Source organism: Pseudomonas sp. WS 5078 (genome assembly GCF_012985745.1).
Lineage (GTDB): Bacteria > Pseudomonadota > Gammaproteobacteria > Pseudomonadales > Pseudomonadaceae > Aquipseudomonas > Aquipseudomonas lundensis_A.
The window spans coordinates 1-15,771 of the sequence record NZ_JAAQWX010000002.1 but is presented as its reverse complement, the minus strand read 5'-3'; the positions used below and the strand labels follow the sequence as shown (position 1 = coordinate 15,771).

The 15,771-nt window shown below is 58.4% G+C and carries 15 protein-coding genes; 7 read left to right on the top strand and 8 right to left on the bottom strand.

Going from position 1 to position 15,771, the window contains the following annotated elements; all coding sequences use genetic code 11:
- Positions 1–665 precede the first annotated feature (665 nt).
- The 6 genes from HBN68_RS03280 (at position 666) to HBN68_RS03255 (ending at position 6,572) form a co-directional block, all read left to right on the top strand.
- Entirely contained in the window at positions 666–1,754 is a 1,089-nt protein-coding gene (locus HBN68_RS03280; protein WP_169962588.1) for a 3-deoxy-7-phosphoheptulonate synthase, read from the top strand.
- Positions 1,755–2,015: 261 nt separating this feature from the next.
- Entirely contained in the window at positions 2,016–2,897 is an 882-nt protein-coding gene (locus HBN68_RS03275; protein WP_070411784.1) for a triacylglycerol lipase, read from the top strand.
- Between the two features lie 92 nt (positions 2,898–2,989).
- A complete protein-coding gene (locus HBN68_RS03270; protein ID WP_008150918.1) occupies positions 2,990–3,271 on the top strand; it encodes a peptidylprolyl isomerase in 282 nt (93 codons plus the stop codon).
- Between the two features lie 120 nt (positions 3,272–3,391).
- Positions 3,392–4,162 (top strand): 3-hydroxybutyrate dehydrogenase, encoded by a 771-nt coding sequence (locus tag HBN68_RS03265; protein WP_083293923.1) that lies wholly within the window; start codon positions 3,392–3,394, stop codon positions 4,160–4,162.
- A 148-nt stretch (positions 4,163–4,310) separates the two neighbouring features.
- Positions 4,311–5,417 carry an enoyl-CoA hydratase/isomerase family protein gene (locus tag HBN68_RS03260; protein ID WP_169962586.1) on the top strand — a complete coding sequence of 369 codons (1,107 nt, stop codon included), beginning with the start codon at positions 4,311–4,313 and terminating at the stop codon, positions 5,415–5,417.
- A 3-nt stretch (positions 5,418–5,420) separates the two neighbouring features.
- Entirely contained in the window at positions 5,421–6,572 is a 1,152-nt protein-coding gene (locus HBN68_RS03255; RefSeq protein WP_094995229.1) for an acyl-CoA dehydrogenase family protein, read from the top strand.
- Positions 6,573–6,638: 66 nt separating this feature from the next.
- Here HBN68_RS03255 and HBN68_RS03250 read toward each other — a convergent pair whose 3' ends face one another.
- The 7 genes from HBN68_RS03250 to selD form a co-directional block, all read right to left on the bottom strand.
- Positions 6,639–7,412: an enoyl-CoA hydratase gene (locus HBN68_RS03250; protein WP_094995230.1), complete on the bottom strand. Its 774-nt coding sequence runs from the start codon at positions 7,410–7,412 to the stop codon at positions 6,639–6,641.
- Positions 7,413–7,426: 14 nt separating this feature from the next.
- Positions 7,427–8,554 (bottom strand): acyl-CoA dehydrogenase, encoded by a 1,128-nt coding sequence (locus HBN68_RS03245; RefSeq protein ID WP_169962583.1) that lies wholly within the window; start codon positions 8,552–8,554, stop codon positions 7,427–7,429.
- Positions 8,555–8,563: 9 nt separating this feature from the next.
- Positions 8,564–9,757 carry an acetyl-CoA C-acyltransferase gene (locus HBN68_RS03240; protein WP_169962581.1) on the bottom strand — a complete coding sequence of 398 codons (1,194 nt, stop codon included), beginning with the start codon at positions 9,755–9,757 and terminating at the stop codon, positions 8,564–8,566.
- Between the two features lie 10 nt (positions 9,758–9,767).
- The gene (locus HBN68_RS03235) at positions 9,768–10,535 is read right to left on the bottom strand and encodes an SDR family NAD(P)-dependent oxidoreductase (RefSeq protein WP_169962578.1); all 768 of its coding nucleotides are present in this window, start codon (positions 10,533–10,535) and stop codon (positions 9,768–9,770) included.
- Between the two features lie 15 nt (positions 10,536–10,550).
- Positions 10,551–12,215, bottom strand: a complete 1,665-nt coding sequence (locus HBN68_RS03230) for an AMP-binding protein (protein WP_169962576.1) — start codon at positions 12,213–12,215, stop codon at positions 10,551–10,553.
- A 150-nt stretch (positions 12,216–12,365) separates the two neighbouring features.
- Positions 12,366–13,475 carry a tRNA 2-selenouridine(34) synthase MnmH gene (mnmH, locus tag HBN68_RS03225; RefSeq protein ID WP_094995236.1) on the bottom strand — a complete coding sequence of 370 codons (1,110 nt, stop codon included), beginning with the start codon at positions 13,473–13,475 and terminating at the stop codon, positions 12,366–12,368.
- A complete protein-coding gene (gene selD, locus HBN68_RS03220) occupies positions 13,475–14,509 on the bottom strand; it encodes a selenide, water dikinase SelD (protein ID WP_094995234.1) in 1,035 nt (344 codons plus the stop codon). Before selD ends, mnmH begins: the two co-directional genes overlap by 1 nt.
- A gap of 635 nt (positions 14,510–15,144) precedes the next feature.
- Between selD and HBN68_RS03215 the strand changes: the two genes are divergently transcribed.
- Entirely contained in the window at positions 15,145–15,474 is a 330-nt protein-coding gene (locus HBN68_RS03215) for a hypothetical protein (RefSeq protein WP_094995235.1), read from the top strand.
- 103 nt (positions 15,475–15,577) lie between these two features.
- Here HBN68_RS03215 and HBN68_RS03210 read toward each other — a convergent pair.
- Positions 15,578–15,771, bottom strand: a 194-nt coding sequence (locus HBN68_RS03210) for an FAD-binding protein (protein WP_222931613.1), incomplete at its 5' end; no start/stop codon positions are given.

The window sequence follows — 15,771 nt, the reverse complement described above, 5'->3', positions numbered from 1 at the left end:
TTGGGAAGACCACCCCATTTTAGAATTGACCCCACCCAGGCCCTTGTCTATTGCTTTGCTATAACCCCCCTCTGCCTCGGGGAATGCGGTTCGGGCCTTCACTTGCTAAACCGCTTATAGCCCCCGGAGTCATTACCCATAGAATTTTTTGATTGAATCTGTTGACTGGCCTCGCGTAAGCTTCAAGCCATTCATCGGAGAACAGCCATGTTGCGCGAAGCCACCACAGCCATTTGCCAGATCACCAGCGATTTATGCTTGGTCGGCGCTGTGCGCGCGAACAACACACACTCTGCTGTACGATTTTATTTTGGGTATTGGTTTAGCCACTGGCGCGCCTGATACCCAATCGGCGCCCACGTTTCAGGGGTCGCCTACCAGAGAATTCTCACCCCCGGTCGGCTACCCGACCGGGGGTTTTGTTTTTTTAGCCCCTGATAATTTATTGAATTTGAGGATTTACCCATGAACTACACCACCTATTACCGCTTCGACCTCTGTGCTGCATGGCGATTTATCAACCGTCGTTCGGGACAGTCTGCCGCCTCCGAACGAAACCACTTGGGTGGCACGCATCCCCTCATAGCCAATACGGCCCATTGTCGAACACCCCACTAGGGCTGAGCGCGCGGGAAAACCCGCAGCCTGCCCAGGAAGCCAGAATCATGAACGCCATTGTATCCGCACTGAACGTTGCTCCAACCACTGCAAGCCATGCGATGACCCAGCGCCTGCCAAGTGCAGCCCAGCTCAAGCAGCAATTACCCCTCAGCGAACCCCTGCATAAGCTGGTTCAGGCCCAACGCCAGGCCATCCGCAACATTCTTGGCGGTGTAGACGATCGCTTATTGATCGTCGTCGGCCCCTGCTCCATCCACGACCCGCAATCCGCCCTCGAATACGCCAGCCACCTGGCCGCCCTGTCCCGCGAAGTGAGCGAGGATATGCTGCTGGTGATGCGGGCCTATATTGAAAAGCCACGCACCACCGTCGGCTGGAAAGGCCTGGCCTACGACCCTCACCTGGATGGCAGCGACGACATGACGCATGGCCTGACGCTGTCACGCGAGTTAATGATCGAAATGTTACGCATGGGGCTTGCGGTCGCGACAGAACTGCTGCAGCCGATTGCTGCTGGCTACTTCGACGACCTGCTGGGCTGGGCGGCCATTGGCGCTCGCACGACCGAATCGCAGATCCACCGGGAAATGGCCAGCGGCCTGGACCTGCCCGTGGGCTTCAAAAATGGCACGGACGGCGGGGTAGCGATTGCGTGTGATGCCATGCGCAGTGCAGCACACAGCCATCGTCATTTCGGCGTGGATGAACAGGGCCATCCGGCAATCGTTTTGACATCCGGCAACCCTGATACTCATCTGGTCTTGCGGGGTGGGCACAGTGGCCCAAATTTCAGCCACACCCACGTGGCCAACGCCCGCGCAGGGCTGGAGAAAAACGGCATTCCCGCGCGTTTGATGGTCGATTGCAGCCACGCAAACAGTGGTAAGGATCCTCTGCGTCAACCTGATGTATTCAACGATGTGCTTGAACAGCGCCTGGGCGGGGATCGGTCCTTGATCGGGATGATGCTCGAAAGTCATCTGTTCGAAGGCTGCCAGCCATTGAGTGGCCACCTGCGTTACGGCGTCTCCGTAACCGATGGTTGCCTGGGCTGGGATGCGACCGAAACCTTGTTGCGCGCGGCTGCCAGCCAATTGCGACAGCAGCGCACGCGTTCTCGTGTGATCGGCTGACGCGGACATCCCCCAGCGTCCCGGGTGGCGTGCCCGGGACTGGCCCTGAGACCGTTGAGCGTCAGTCTTTTCCAATATGCGGGGTCAAAGTTCAACCACTGCCTACAGATACTGCCAGGGGGAAAGCAGGAGTCTGCCGACAGTGGCTCTGGAATGAGCCCTCAAGGGTTTGGCTCGACGACATCCCTGCCCTCACGGTTCTGAAACCCTCACCTAAGGTGATCTTTATGGATCACACACTGTTAGAGGATATGCATTGACATGGATACGTCAGCCACCACGAAATACCCGATTGTCCTGGTACACGGCCTTTTCGGTTTCGACCACATTGGCCCGTTCAATTACTTCAATGGCATTAAAGAAGCCTTGAATAACGCAGGTGCCTACGTCTATGTGGCCAAGGTTTCTGCGGCCCACAGCTCCGAAGAACGGGGCGAACAGCTGATAGAACAACTGCGTGCTCTTAACAGGCAAACCGGGGTCGCGAAATTCAATGTTATCGGCCACAGCCAAGGGGCCCTGACCGCCCGTTACGCAGCAGCCGTTGCCCCTGAACTCGTCGCTTCAGTTACCTCTGTCAGCGGTCCCAACCAAGGTTCGGAGCTTGCTGATCGGGTTCGCCAAGTACTGACCCCCGGTGCTCTTCCTGAAACCATTGCGGCGGCCATGAGCTCGGCACTTGGCAGTTTTATTTCAGCCTTGGGTGGTGAACGAAAGCTGCCACAGAATGCTTTGAGCGCGCTGAATGCGCTGACCACAGAGGGCGTGGCGAAATTTAACCAAACCTACCCCCAAGGGTTGCCGGATACATGGGGCGCAATGGGCGCTGACCGGGTCAATGGCGTTCTCTACTATTCATGGAGCGGAATCATTAAAGGTTCGCTGTTTTCCGAATCCTTGAACCTGCTCGATCCCCTGCACAATGCCTGTCGAGTGTTCGGCAGCTTTTTCACCCGCGAAAGCAAAGAGAATGACGGGATGGTCGGGCGTTACAGTTCCCACTTGGGGCATGTCATTCGTTCGGACTACCCCCTGGATCATCTGGACACCATTAACCATGTTGCAGCGCTGGCCAGCAAAAGCGTCGATCCGGCCGGGCTTTATGTAGAACACGCCCGCCGCCTCAAAGCCAAAGGCGTATAACTCGCAAAGACACGACAACGGCGGGAACTTTTGCCGCGAAAAAAGCGCCTGAATCCGGTAGTCTCACCACTTTATTGAAAGGAGTACTTCCCATGGCCAAAGCCACTGCCCGTCACATCCTTGTTGCCAGCGAAGCCAAATGCAACGAATTGAAAGCTCAAATCGAAGGCGGCGCTGATTTCGCTGAAGTCGCAAAAGCCAACTCCACCTGCCCGTCCAGCCGTCAGGGTGGCGATCTGGGTTCGTTCGGTCCAGGCCAGATGGTTAAAGAATTTGACACCGTGGTGTTCAGCGCACCGATCAACGTGGTTCAAGGTCCGGTAAAAACCCAATTCGGTTATCACCTGCTTGAAGTGACCAGTCGCCAGGATTAATCCTCAAGCGCTGCGTGACAACGGCCCGCCTCTTGGTGGGCCGTTTCGTATCCGCTGCCTTTAACCTCGTGCTACGTTTCCTCCTCACGAACCAATCGTGTCTCACCTGAGGAAATGATCATGAGCCTTAAGGGTAAAACTGCACTGGTAACCGGCTCCACCAGCGGCATAGGCCTGGGTATTGCGTTGAGCCTTGCTAAAGCCGGTGCCGACCTCATCCTCAACGGCTTTGGGGATGCCAGCAAAGTGATTGCCGAAGTGGAACAGTGGGGTGGCCGAGTGGGTCATCATGCCGCCGATGTCAGTGACCCCACGCAAATTGCCGAGATGATCGACTACGCAGAACGGGAATTCGGCGGCATTGATATTTTGGTCAACAATGCCGGTATTCAGCACGTGGCCAGCGTGGAAGCGTTTCCTGTAGAGCAGTGGGACGCCATCATCGCCATCAACCTCTCCTCGGTCTTTCACAGCACCCGCCTCGCCCTGCCCGGCATGCGTAAACGCAATTGGGGACGCATCGTCAACATCGCTTCAGTACACGGCCTTGTAGGGTCGGTCGGTAAAGCTGCGTATGTCGCCGCCAAACACGGGGTCATCGGCCTGACCAAAGTTGTCGGCCTAGAAACGGCGACCAGCAACATCACCTGCAACGCCATCTGCCCCGGCTGGGTATTGACGCCACTGGTGCAAAAGCAAATAGACCAACGCATCAGTCAGGGCATCGACCCTTATCAGGCCCAACACGACCTGCTCGCCGAAAAACAACCATCACTGGAATTTGTCACCCCGCCGCAGTTGGGCGAACTGGTGTTGTTCCTGTGCAGTGAAGCAGGCAGTCAGGTCAGGGGGGCGGCGTGGAATGTCGACGGCGGGTGGCTGGCACAATGACCGGGCACATATCTGCAGATCAGGCATGCAAATATGCATGCCAAGCCTGCACTTATTCGGGTTGTAATAGGCAAATTTGCACTGTTAGCATCGAGCATCGTTCGTCAGCGAACAGCCCTTAATAACAAGACAAAGCAGGGAGTTAGTGATGACTGCTCAGGTTTCATCCTCAGCGACACAGGATGTCGAGACCCCGCATTCCGAGATTCTGGCCGAGGTGCGCAACCACATTGGCCACTTGACCCTCAACCGTCCCGGCGGCCTTAACGCCATCAATCTGGACATGGTCCGCGCACTTCAGCACCACCTGGACACCTGGTCCACAGATCCGGCCATCAAGGCTGTTGTATTGAGGGGCGCGGGTGAAAAAGCCTTCTGCGCCGGAGGCGATATCCGCTCGTTGTACGACAGCTACCACAGCCAGGGCACACTGCATTACACCTTCTTCGAAGAGGAATACGCCCTCGACCTTACGCTGCACCATTACCCCAAACCCCTTGTGGCCCTGATGGACGGTTTTGTTCTTGGCGGCGGCATGGGGTTGGTACAGGGCGCTGATTTCCGGATTGTCACTGAGCGCAGCAAACTGGCAATGCCAGAAGTCGGCATCGGATATTTTCCTGACGTCGGCGGTAGTTACTTTCTCACCCGTACACCCGGTCAACTGGGTACGTATCTCGGCGTCAGCGGTGTACAAATACGTGCCAGCGATGCGTTGTATTGCGGCTTGGCTGATCACTTCATTGAAAGCAGCCGACTGCCCGATTTTGACGCTGCACTGAGTACGCTCAACTGGACACTGTCGCCTGCTGACGACCTCAAGACGCTGATCGAGTCCTTGACTGACAGCTCACCATCAGCCCCCCCGCTCGCCACACTGCGCCCCCTCATAGATGACGTGTTCTCGGCGCCCACTGTGTCAGCGATCGTTGATCGTCTGCGTGCGGTCACGCTGCCAGAACAACGCGAATGGGCCACAGCCACGGCCGATCTGCTGCTCACCCGCTCGCCGCTGGCTATGGCAGTGACCCTTGAAATGCTGCGCCGGGGACGCGAGCTGCCCCTCGAACAGTGCTTCGAACTGGAATTGCACCTCGATCGCCAGTGGTTTGATCGCGGCGACCTGATGGAAGGCGTGCGCGCCCTGATTATCGACAAGGACAAAACGCCTCATTGGAACCCGCCTTCCCTGAACGAACTGGATGCCGCACACGTCGCCAGCTTCTTCTCTGATTTCAAGCCGACAGGAGCCTGAACCATGCAGGACATCGAACTGAGTGAAGAACAAGTGATGATCCGTGACATGGCCCGCGACTTCGCCCGCCGCGAAATTGCGCCCCATGCCCAGGCATGGGAAAAAGCAGGCTGGATTGACGACACACTGGTTTCAAAAATGGGAGCGCTTGGCCTGCTTGGCATGGTGGTGCCTGAGGAATGGGGCGGCACCTACGTCGATTATGTTGCCTATGCCCTGGCGGTCGAAGAGATCTCGGCCGGAGACGGCGCCACCGGCGCGCTGATGAGCATTCACAACTCGGTCGGCTGCGGCCCCATCCTCAAGTACGGCAGCGAGGCGCAAAAACAGACCTGGCTGGAAAAACTCGCCAGCGGTCAGGCCATCGGGTGCTTCTGCCTGACAGAACCCCAGGCGGGTTCCGAAGCGCACAACCTGCGCACCCGGGCGCAATTGCAGGACGGCCAGTGGGTGATAAATGGTGCCAAGCAATTTGTCAGCAACGGCAAACGTGCTCAATTGGCCATTGTGTTTGCCGTCACCGATCCGGACCTGGGCAAAAAGGGCTTGTCGGCGTTTTTGGTGCCGACCGATACACCGGGGTTCATCGTGGACCGTACGGAACACAAAATGGGCATCCGCGCTTCGGACACCTGCGCGGTCACTCTGAATAACTGCACCGTGCCCGAAAGCAGCCTGCTTGGGGAGCGCGGCAAAGGGCTGGCAATCGCCCTGTCCAACCTTGAAGGCGGTCGCATTGGCATTGCCGCACAGGCCCTTGGCATCGCCCGCGCCGCGTTTGAAGCCGCCCTCACCTACGCCCGGGATCGCGTGCAATTCGATAAAGCCATCATTGAACACCAGAGCGTCGCCAACATGCTGGCCGACATGCAGACCCGGCTCAATGCAGCGCGCTTGCTGATCCTGCACGCGGCCAGATTGCGCAGCGCTGGCAAACCGTGCCTGTCTGAAGCCTCGCAGGCCAAGTTATTTGCGTCGGAAATCGCTGAGTATGTGTGCTCCAAAGCCATCCAGATTCATGGCGGCTATGGCTATCTGGAAGATTACCCGGTTGAGCGTTACTACCGGGATGCGCGAATCACCCAAATCTATGAAGGATCGAGTGAGATCCAACGCATGGTCATTGCACGCGAGCTGAAACACTATTTGGTTTAAACGCGCCAAGCGCCGGTTACGATTCAACGCAACGCGGTCAGGCCTGACCGCGTTGCGCCTGATGCATCACTGGTGCTTGAACTGGGCTTCGCGCTTGCCCACAAACGCCGCCATGCCTTCTTTTTGATCCTGCGTGGCGAACAGTGAATGGAACACGCGACGCTCAAAACGTACGCCTTCGGCCAGATTCACTTCGAACGCGCGGTTGACGCACTCTTTGGTCAGCATCAACACCGGCAGTGATTTTTGGGCGATCACCGCAGCCACGTTCAGGGCTTCTTCGACCAATTCATCCACTGGCACCACGCGTGACACCAGCCCGGAACGTTCAGCTTCAGCGGCGTCGATCAAGCGACCGCTCAGGCACATTTCCATGGCCTTGGCCTTGCCTACTGCGCGTGTCAGGCGCTGGGTGCCGCCCATGCCCGGCAGTACCCCGAGGTTGATTTCAGGCTGGCCAAACTTGGCATTGTCACCGGCCAGAATGAAGTCGCACATCATTGCCAGTTCACAGCCGCCGCCCAGGGCAAAACCGGCAACGGCCGCAATGATGGGCTTGCGCCGAGCAGACACGCGTTCACTGTCCGAGAACAGATCGTCAAGGTAAATTTGTGGATAGGTCAGGTCAGCCATTTCCTTGATGTCTGCACCGGCGGCGAAGGCTTTTTTCGAACCGGTCAAGACAATGCAGCCAATCTCACTGTCCGCCTCCAGGCGGTCGAGTGCGTGATTCACTTCGCTGACCAACTGCGCATTCAAGGCATTCAGGGCTTGCGGCCGGTTCAGGGTGATCAGGCCGACGCGCCCATGAATGTCCAACAGAATGGTTTCGTAGTTCATTGATAAATCCTCATTCAAAGATTGCGCGAAATGACCATGCGCTGAATATCGCTGGTGCCTTCATAAATCTGGCACACCCGCACGTCGCGATAGATGCGCTCCAGCGGGAAGTCGCTCAAATAGCCATAACCACCGAGGGTTTGCAACGCTTTGGAGCAGACGCGCTCCGCCATTTCCGACGCGAACAGCTTGGCTTGCGACGCCTCGACCAGCGCGGACTGCCCGCTGTCACGCAAAGCGGCGGCATAGCGCACCATTTGCCGGGCCACGGTGATTTCTGTGGACATGTCAGCCAGCCGAAACGCCACGGCCTGATGCTCGACCAAGGGCTGCCCGAAGGTGACGCGCTCGCGGGCGTAGTCGCGGGCCGCTTCAAACGCAGCGCGTGCCATCCCGACAGCTTGTGAGGCAATACCGATGCGCCCGCCCTCCAGATTGCCCAGCGCAATTTTGTACCCCTGCCCTTCTTCGCCCAAACGATTGGCCAGCGGGATCTTCATGTCGGTGAAGAGAATCTGGCAGGTGTCGGAGGCATGCTGGCCGAGCTTTTCCTCTACCCGAGCCACGCTGTAACCCGGCGTATCGGTGGGCACGATGAATGCCGTGATGCCGCGCTTGCCCGCAGCCGGATCGGTCACCGCAAACACAATCACCACGCCCGCATTTTGCCCCGAGGTAATGAACTGTTTGCAGCCATTGAGCACGTAGTGATCACCCTCACGACGGGCCCGGGTTTTCAGGTCGCTGGCGTCGGAGCCAGCCTGCGGTTCGGTCAGCGCAAATGCGCCCAGCATGGCACCGCTGGCCAACGGGATCAGATAGTCGCGTTTTTGCTGTTCGGTGCCGTATTTGAGAATGGGCACACAGCCCACCGAGTTATGCACGCTCATGATCGTCGAGCAGGCGCCGTCGCCCGCCGCGATTTCTTCAAGGGCCATGGCATAGGCTTGATAACCGGTGTCACAACCGCCCCATTGTTCGGGCACTAACATGCCGAAAAAACCCAGTTCGGCCATTTCCTGAACCGCCTCGCGGGGGAAGCGATGCTGCTTGTCCCATTCGGCTGCAAACGGTTTTAAGCGCTCTTGGGCGAACTGCCGGGCCGCTTCACGAATTTGTAGTTGTTCGGGTGTGGGCAGCATAAAGATTCCTTAATACAGACATTCCACGGCAATCGCAGTGGCCTCGCCGCCGCCAATGCAAATGGCGGCCACGCCGTGCTTGAGTTTTTTCTGGCGCAAGGCCGACAGTAACGTCACCAGGATACGTGCACCGGAAGCCCCGATCGGATGACCCAAGGCGCAGGCACCGCCGTGGATATTGACCTTGTCGTGGGGCAGGTCCAGTTCACTCATGGTGACGAGCGTGACCACCGCAAAGGCTTCGTTGATCTCAAACAGATCGACTTCATTGAGGCGCCAGCCGGTTTTGCTCATCAAGCGTTTGATAGCGCCCACTGGCGCCGTGGGAAACAGGCTTGGCTCGTCGGCAAACGCCGCGTGCCCATGAATCACCGCCAATGGTGTAAGCCCGCGCTTTTGCGCCTCGGAACGACGCATCAGCACCAGCGCCGCGGCGCCATCGGAGATCGAGCTGGCGTTGGCCGCGGTCACCGTGCCGCCGTCGCGGAACGCCGGTTTCAGCGACGGGATTTTTTCGGGTTTGGCCTTGGGCGGCTGCTCATCCTCAGTGATCTCGCGCTGTTCCTTGCCCACGACGACCTGCACCGGGACGATTTCAGCGCTGAAGCTTCCCTCGCTGATCGCCTGCTGCGCGCGGGCCAGCGAGGCAAGGGCAAAGGCATCCTGGGCCTCACGGGTGAAGCCATGGGCCTGGGCACAATCTTCCGCAAACGTGCCCATCAAGCGGCCGCGGTCGTAGGCATCCTCCAGACCGTCGAGGAACATGTGATCCAGCACCCGCCCATGCCCCATGCGGTAGCCGCTGCGGGCCCGGTCAAGCAGATACGGCGCGTTGGACATGCTTTCCATGCCGCCTGCCACCACCACATCCACCCCGCCCGCCATCAGCCGATCGTGGGCCAGAATCGTCGCTTCCATGCCCGACCCGCACATTTTGTTCAGCGTGGTGCAACGGGTGCCCTTGTCCAGGCCCGCGCCCAACGCGGCCTGGCGCGCAGGGGCCTGCCCAAGACCGGCTGACAGCACGCAACCGAACAGCACTTCTTCAACGCTGTCACTCGACACCCCGGCGCGCTCCACAGCAGCGCGGATGGCCGCAGCGCCTAACTGTGGCGCAGTCAGGCCCTTGAAGTCACCTTGAAAACCGCCCATGGGCGTGCGTGCAGCACTGACTATTACGACTGGATCATTAGACATTGTCATCGCCCTCTCCTTACTTCACTGCCATGCGCAATGCGCCGTCGAGACGGATCACTTCGCCATTGAGCATGCTGTTTTCAATGATGTGCCGCACCAGCGAAGCGTATTCCGCCGGTTTGCCCAGACGCGGCGGAAACGGCACGCCCGCAGCCAGCGAGTTGCGCACGTCCGGGGTCATGCCCGCCATCATCGGCGTTTCAAAAATGCCGGGGGCGATGGTCATGACACGAATGCCGAAGCGGGCCAGCTCGCGAGCTGCTGGCAAGGTCAGGCTGGCAATCGCGCCTTTGGAGGCCGCGTACGCGGCTTGACCAATCTGCCCGTCAAAGGCGGCCACCGACGCCGTATTAATGATCACCCCGCGTTCGCCATCGACATCCGCAGCCGTTTCAGCAATTGCGGCTGCGGCCAGTCGCAGCATATTGAAACTGCCAATCAGGTTGACGTTGATGACCTGACTGAAGCTCTCCAGGCCGTGAGGGCCGCCCTTGCCAAGGATCTTTTCACCGCGCACGATCCCGGCGCAGTTGACCAGACCGTTAACGCCCCCAAACGCCGCGACGGTGGCATCAATGGCTGCCTGCGCGGCCTGCGCCTGACTGATGTCCGCCACTGCACTGCGCGCCTTAGCGCCCAAGCGGGTGGCCTGTGCGGCCACTGCGTCCGCGTTCACATCCACCAGCATGACCCTGGCGCCAGCATTGACCAGCATCTCAGCCGTTGCAGCGCCCAAGCCTGAAGCCCCACCTGTGACGATAAAAACTGTGTTCTCGATTTGCATGATTTTTCCTGAAGGTTAAGCCGTGGCCCGGGCGTTCGCCGCCTGTTCAGCCTTGGCGATTTCCTGATTGCGCAAGATAAAGCGCTGCAACTTGCCGCTGGGTGTTTTGGGCAATTCGCTGACAAATTCGATTTCACGGGGATAGGCATGGGCTGCCAGGCGCTGGCGCACGTGCAAGCGCAGGGTTTCTGCCAATTGCGCATCACCCAGGTAATGCGGGCTCAGCACCACAAACGCTTTGACCAACTCGGTGCGCTCAGGGTCAGGTTTGCCGACCACGACGGCTTCGATCACCGCCGGGTGTTCGATCAAGGCGCTCTCCACATCAAAGGGACCGACACGGTAACCGGAGGTGGTGATCACATCATCGCTGCGTCCGACAAAACTGATGCTGCCGTCCGGATTCAACTCAACGGTGTCGCCACTGAGGTAGTAATTACCGACGAAGGCTTTGGTGGGGAAACCGTGGTAGCCGCCAAACCAGCACATCGGCGACTGACTGCGATCCACGGCTAAAATGCCCGGCTGACCTACGGGCAGCTCCTGATGGTTGTCGTCCAACACCACAATGCGGTGTCCCGGTGAGGCAAACCCCGCCGCTCCCAGGTGCACCGGATGACCAAGCCCATGGTGATTACACAGCACCATGCCGATTTCAGTCTGCCCGTAGTGGTCATGAATGGTGACGTCAAGGTGCTCGGAAAACCAGCGGATGACTTCCGGGTTAAGGGGTTCACCGGCGCTACTGACGGCCCGCAACTGGCCTTTGATTTTGCTGGAAAACGCATCACCGGCTGCAATCAACAGGCGGTAAGCCGTCGGGGAGCCGGTGAGGTTGGTGATGGCGTACTTTTTGATCACGCGGCAGGTGCTTTCGACGCTAAACGGGCCGTCGTAGAGCGTGATCGGGTGGCCCATCGACAACGGGCCGGTGATGCCGAAGTAAATACCGTACGCCCAACCAGGATCGGCCAGGTTCCAGAATGCGTCTTCAGGGCGAAGGTCCACGGCGTCGCGGGTGTACGCCTGAAACGCGACGATGGCTTTAAGGGGAACGAGGAGCGGTTTGGCCGGGCCAGTCGTACCCGAGGTGAACATCAGCAGAAAAGGGTCTTCGCCGGTCAGCATTATGGGCTCGCAGACTGCCGGGTAGCGCTCCAGCTCAGCCCAAAAGCTGTAATCGCCCCGCACCAACCCTTGGCCTTTCGGACCGCCCACGGTGACGACCGTCGGGCAGTCATTCACTTCAGCCAGCTTGGGTCGATTGACGGCGTCAGTGACCACCAGCGCCGCGCCGGAGCTGTTAAGGCGATGCTCAATGGCTTTGGGGCCAAAGGCCGTAAACAGGGGTTGGTAGACCGCGCCTATGCGCCAACTCGCCAGTACCACGATCAACAACTCGACATTGCGTGGCAACAGGCCCGCCACTTTGTCGCCGCGCTTGACCCCTTGGGCCAACAGGAAGTTGGCAAAACGGGCCGCGTGGTCCTGCAATTCGGTAAAGGTGTAGGACGCGCTGCTGGCGTCACGGCCTTCCCAGAACAAGGCAATGCGCCCCGGCAAGGCATGGCGGTCGCAGCACTCGACGCAGGCATTGAGAGCGGTTAAATCGCCATGCAACGCGTGGCTCACTGCACGTTGATAGTCAAAGTCGCTCGTCGCGGTCAGATAGTCGCGCATCAGCAGAATCCCTCGGTCTTTTTATAGGAATGGGAACCGTCGAAAATCCTGCTGATAATCGCCTTGCGAGGGCTCTGCAACAATGGTCAAACCGCTCAAGCTGGTTGACTGGTTTGGCCAATGAGCCATTGACCGTACCTAAAACGCTGTTTAACGGTCCTCGCGGCTGCGGGCATGGTCACGCAAATACGCCAGGACTGCCGCCTGATCCCCTGCGAACACGATCCGTCCGGCTTTCTTTTCACGCTGGAAGGTGTACATCGGATCGTAGTACTCACGCAGCAACGCTTCGATCCACACCCGGTGCAAATCCACAGAGCCGCAACGCTCCTGCTCCTTCAGTGCGCTGCTCATCACCTCCTGCAAACGCTGGTAACGTTCCCCGCCGAGGCGTTTTTGAATATTGGCCAGACTTTCCAACAACCGTTGAGAGAAAAGCGCGAAGCCATGCTCACCATTTCTGGCCACGAACTCAGCACATAACTCAATGACGTAGTCACGCAGGATACGCTCGACCCGGCTGTTCAAGCTGTCTTCCAGCCACACCATTGGCGCAGTCTGCAGGGTTTGGTAGAGGGCTAACGGCAACGCGCAACTGCCCACCGTGCGGCTCTCGTCCTCCAGTACAAACCGCTCAACGCCTTTGTCGCGCTTTTTCAACACATCGATGGCCAAGCGATTTTCAAAATCGATGTTGGACGGTTGACCGGTCGCGCGTTTGCCAAAGCTTGAACCGCGGTGATTGGCGTGGCCTTCAAGGTCCAGCGCATTGTCGAGCTGCACCAGCACATCGGTTTTGCCGGTGCCGGTCATGCCGCCGAGCACCTGCAAATCGCACTGCGCCACGGCATCATCGAGGGTCTGGATCAGAAATGTGCGCAGCGCCTTATAGCCACCAGTGATGCGCGGGTAGTCAATCCCTGCATCCTGTTTAAGCCACTGCTGGACGATTTGCGAACGCATGCCGCCACGAAAGCAATACAAACACCCGTCAGGATGGGCGCGAGCAAAATCGGCCCATGCTTGCAAGCGCTCGGCCTTGACCTTGCCCGACACCAATTGATGCCCCAGCACCACAGCCGCTTGCTGCCCTTGCTGCTTGTAGCACGTGCCCACGCGCTCGCGCTCGTGGTCAGTCATCAGGGGCAAATTGACCACCCCTGGAAACGCCCCTTTGTGAAATTCAATCGGCGCACGGGTGTCGATCATCGGCCGATCATGGAGAAACAGTTCGCGGAAGTCGGTTATGTCATGAGCCATCATGAAACCTCAACCGCGTGTGTCTGTCGCTCCACCAAACGGCCAATCGGCTCAAGGTTCAAGCCATGCTCGCGGGCCATGTGCAGGAAGGCCTCGTTGCCTTGCGCACTGACAGCGACGAGCAACCCGCCACTGGTTTGCGGATCGCACAGCACACGCTTGTGCAGCTCTTGGACAGGCGAAATTTTGCTCGCGTAACTGTCGTAATTACGCAACGTACCGCCCGGTACACAACCCAGCTCCAGGTAGTACTCCACCGACGCCAAGCGTGGCACGTTGGCGTATTGGATTTGCGCAGTCAGGTCGCTGCCGTCGGCCATCTCAACCAAGTGCCCCAGCAGGCCAAAACCGGTGACGTCCGTCATCGCGGTGACGCCCTCGAGCTTGGCAAACTGGCTGCCAATGCTGTTCAGCGTACACATCCAGTCCCGTGCGACGCCGACATCCTCGGGCCGCAACTTGCCCTTCTTCTCGGCGGTGGTCAGGATGCCAATCCCCAATGGCTTGGTCAGGTACAGCAAACACCCGGCGGTCGCGGTGTCGTTGCGCTTCATCTGGCGCTTATTGACGACACCGGTCACGGCCAGACCGAAGATCGGCTCCGGGGTGTCAATCGAATGCCCGCCTGCCAACGGGATCCCTGCCTCATCACACACCGCACGGCCCCCGCGAATCACTTCACGGGCCACCTCAGGCGGCAACAGGTTCACCGGCCAGCCCAGAATGGCGATCGCCATTAAGGGATCGCCACCCATGGCGTAGATGTCGCTGATGGCATTGGTGGCCGCAATGCGGCCGAAATCGAACGGGTCATCGACGATGGGCATGAAAAAATCGGTGGTCGACACCACGCCGCGCTCATCATCCAGGGCGTAGACCGCCGCGTCATCACGCGATGAATTACCGACCCACAGCTTTGGATCAAGGTGTTGCGCACCACTGCCCGCAAGAATGACTTCAAGTACCTGAGGCGAAATTTTGCAGCCGCAACCTGCTCCGTGGCTGTACTGCGTCAGGCGAATCGGCTCGCTCATAGGGCACCTTTAATGGGTATCAAAGTGCCAGATACTAACAGAGCGGCCACTGCTGCTGGCCCACGGCATACACCGCCCGTACTAAAAGCACTGCAATACGGCGAAATCCACTGGTCACAGGTTGTTGGCAAGTCCCGGAGCCGCCAATTGCCGAGCCAGAGCAGATGACTGCCATGCTGGAAACAGACCGACGAGTCACATATGTAGTGCTTTAAAATATTCACTACATATGTGTTGACGACGGCTTTTTCATTTTGCATGATGCAGACGTCTTCCCCACCGGAAGCGTTGGAAAAAGTGGTTGTAAGCATGTTCGACGAGCCGTCGGACTGTTCCGGGATAGGTACTGCCCACAAGGCAGAATTGATGAAGCGGACCTGGTTTGATCGTCCGATGTCAGGATGAGCGAAACTGGCGAGACGCCCTCATGAAGCTTGTGGCTGATGCATCACGTCACCCGAAGCATGCTGGCTCGCGCTGTTCTCCCTTATTTAGGCCGATGTTGTAGTAGCACTGTTCTACTACTACACATCACGGGTTCAAGTCAGGATCTGCATTAGATGGACACTACGTAGCGCTGCATGTGCAGTTGCGCGAATCAATTGACAGATCAACGAGTGGTCAAGGAGTTAGCGATGAACCTGAATAACCAACCTACTGTTAACGAACTGGCCGAACTGTTTGCCAGTCGTAAAGACACACTCGACGATCATATTGTGTGGGTCAATGAAGCGGGCGAAGTCCATATCGACGCTGTCACGCAATACCCAGAAGAATCTGAGTTTGAAAAGCAGCATCCACAGATGCGTGCACGACTCAAAATGTACCGCCGCGGCCAGGGCTACGTTGGCAAGAAGGCCGCAGCGGACACACACTTTATGGAGAAGGTTCTGCACACCCTGACCCTGACTTGGGAAAAGGCGAAAGAAGAACCTGCCGTTGTGAAAGTGAACAGCTACTGCTGATTCGCACACCCCATTGAAAGCCCCGGACAGTGTCCGGGGCTTTTTTATGGGTGGGGCAGGCATCCCCCTGCCCCACCCTCCACCTGTGGCAACAGCCATCGAGTCAGAGCGCCCGCTCCAGCTCAGGTACGGCTTCGAACAAGTCCGCCACCAGGCCGTAATCGGCCACCTGGAAGATCGGCGCTTCTTCGTCCTTGTTGATCGCAACGATCACTTTGGAGTCTTTCATGCCCGCCAGGTGCTGGATCGCGCCGGAAATACCGACCGCGATGTACAGCTGTGGCGCAACGATCTTAC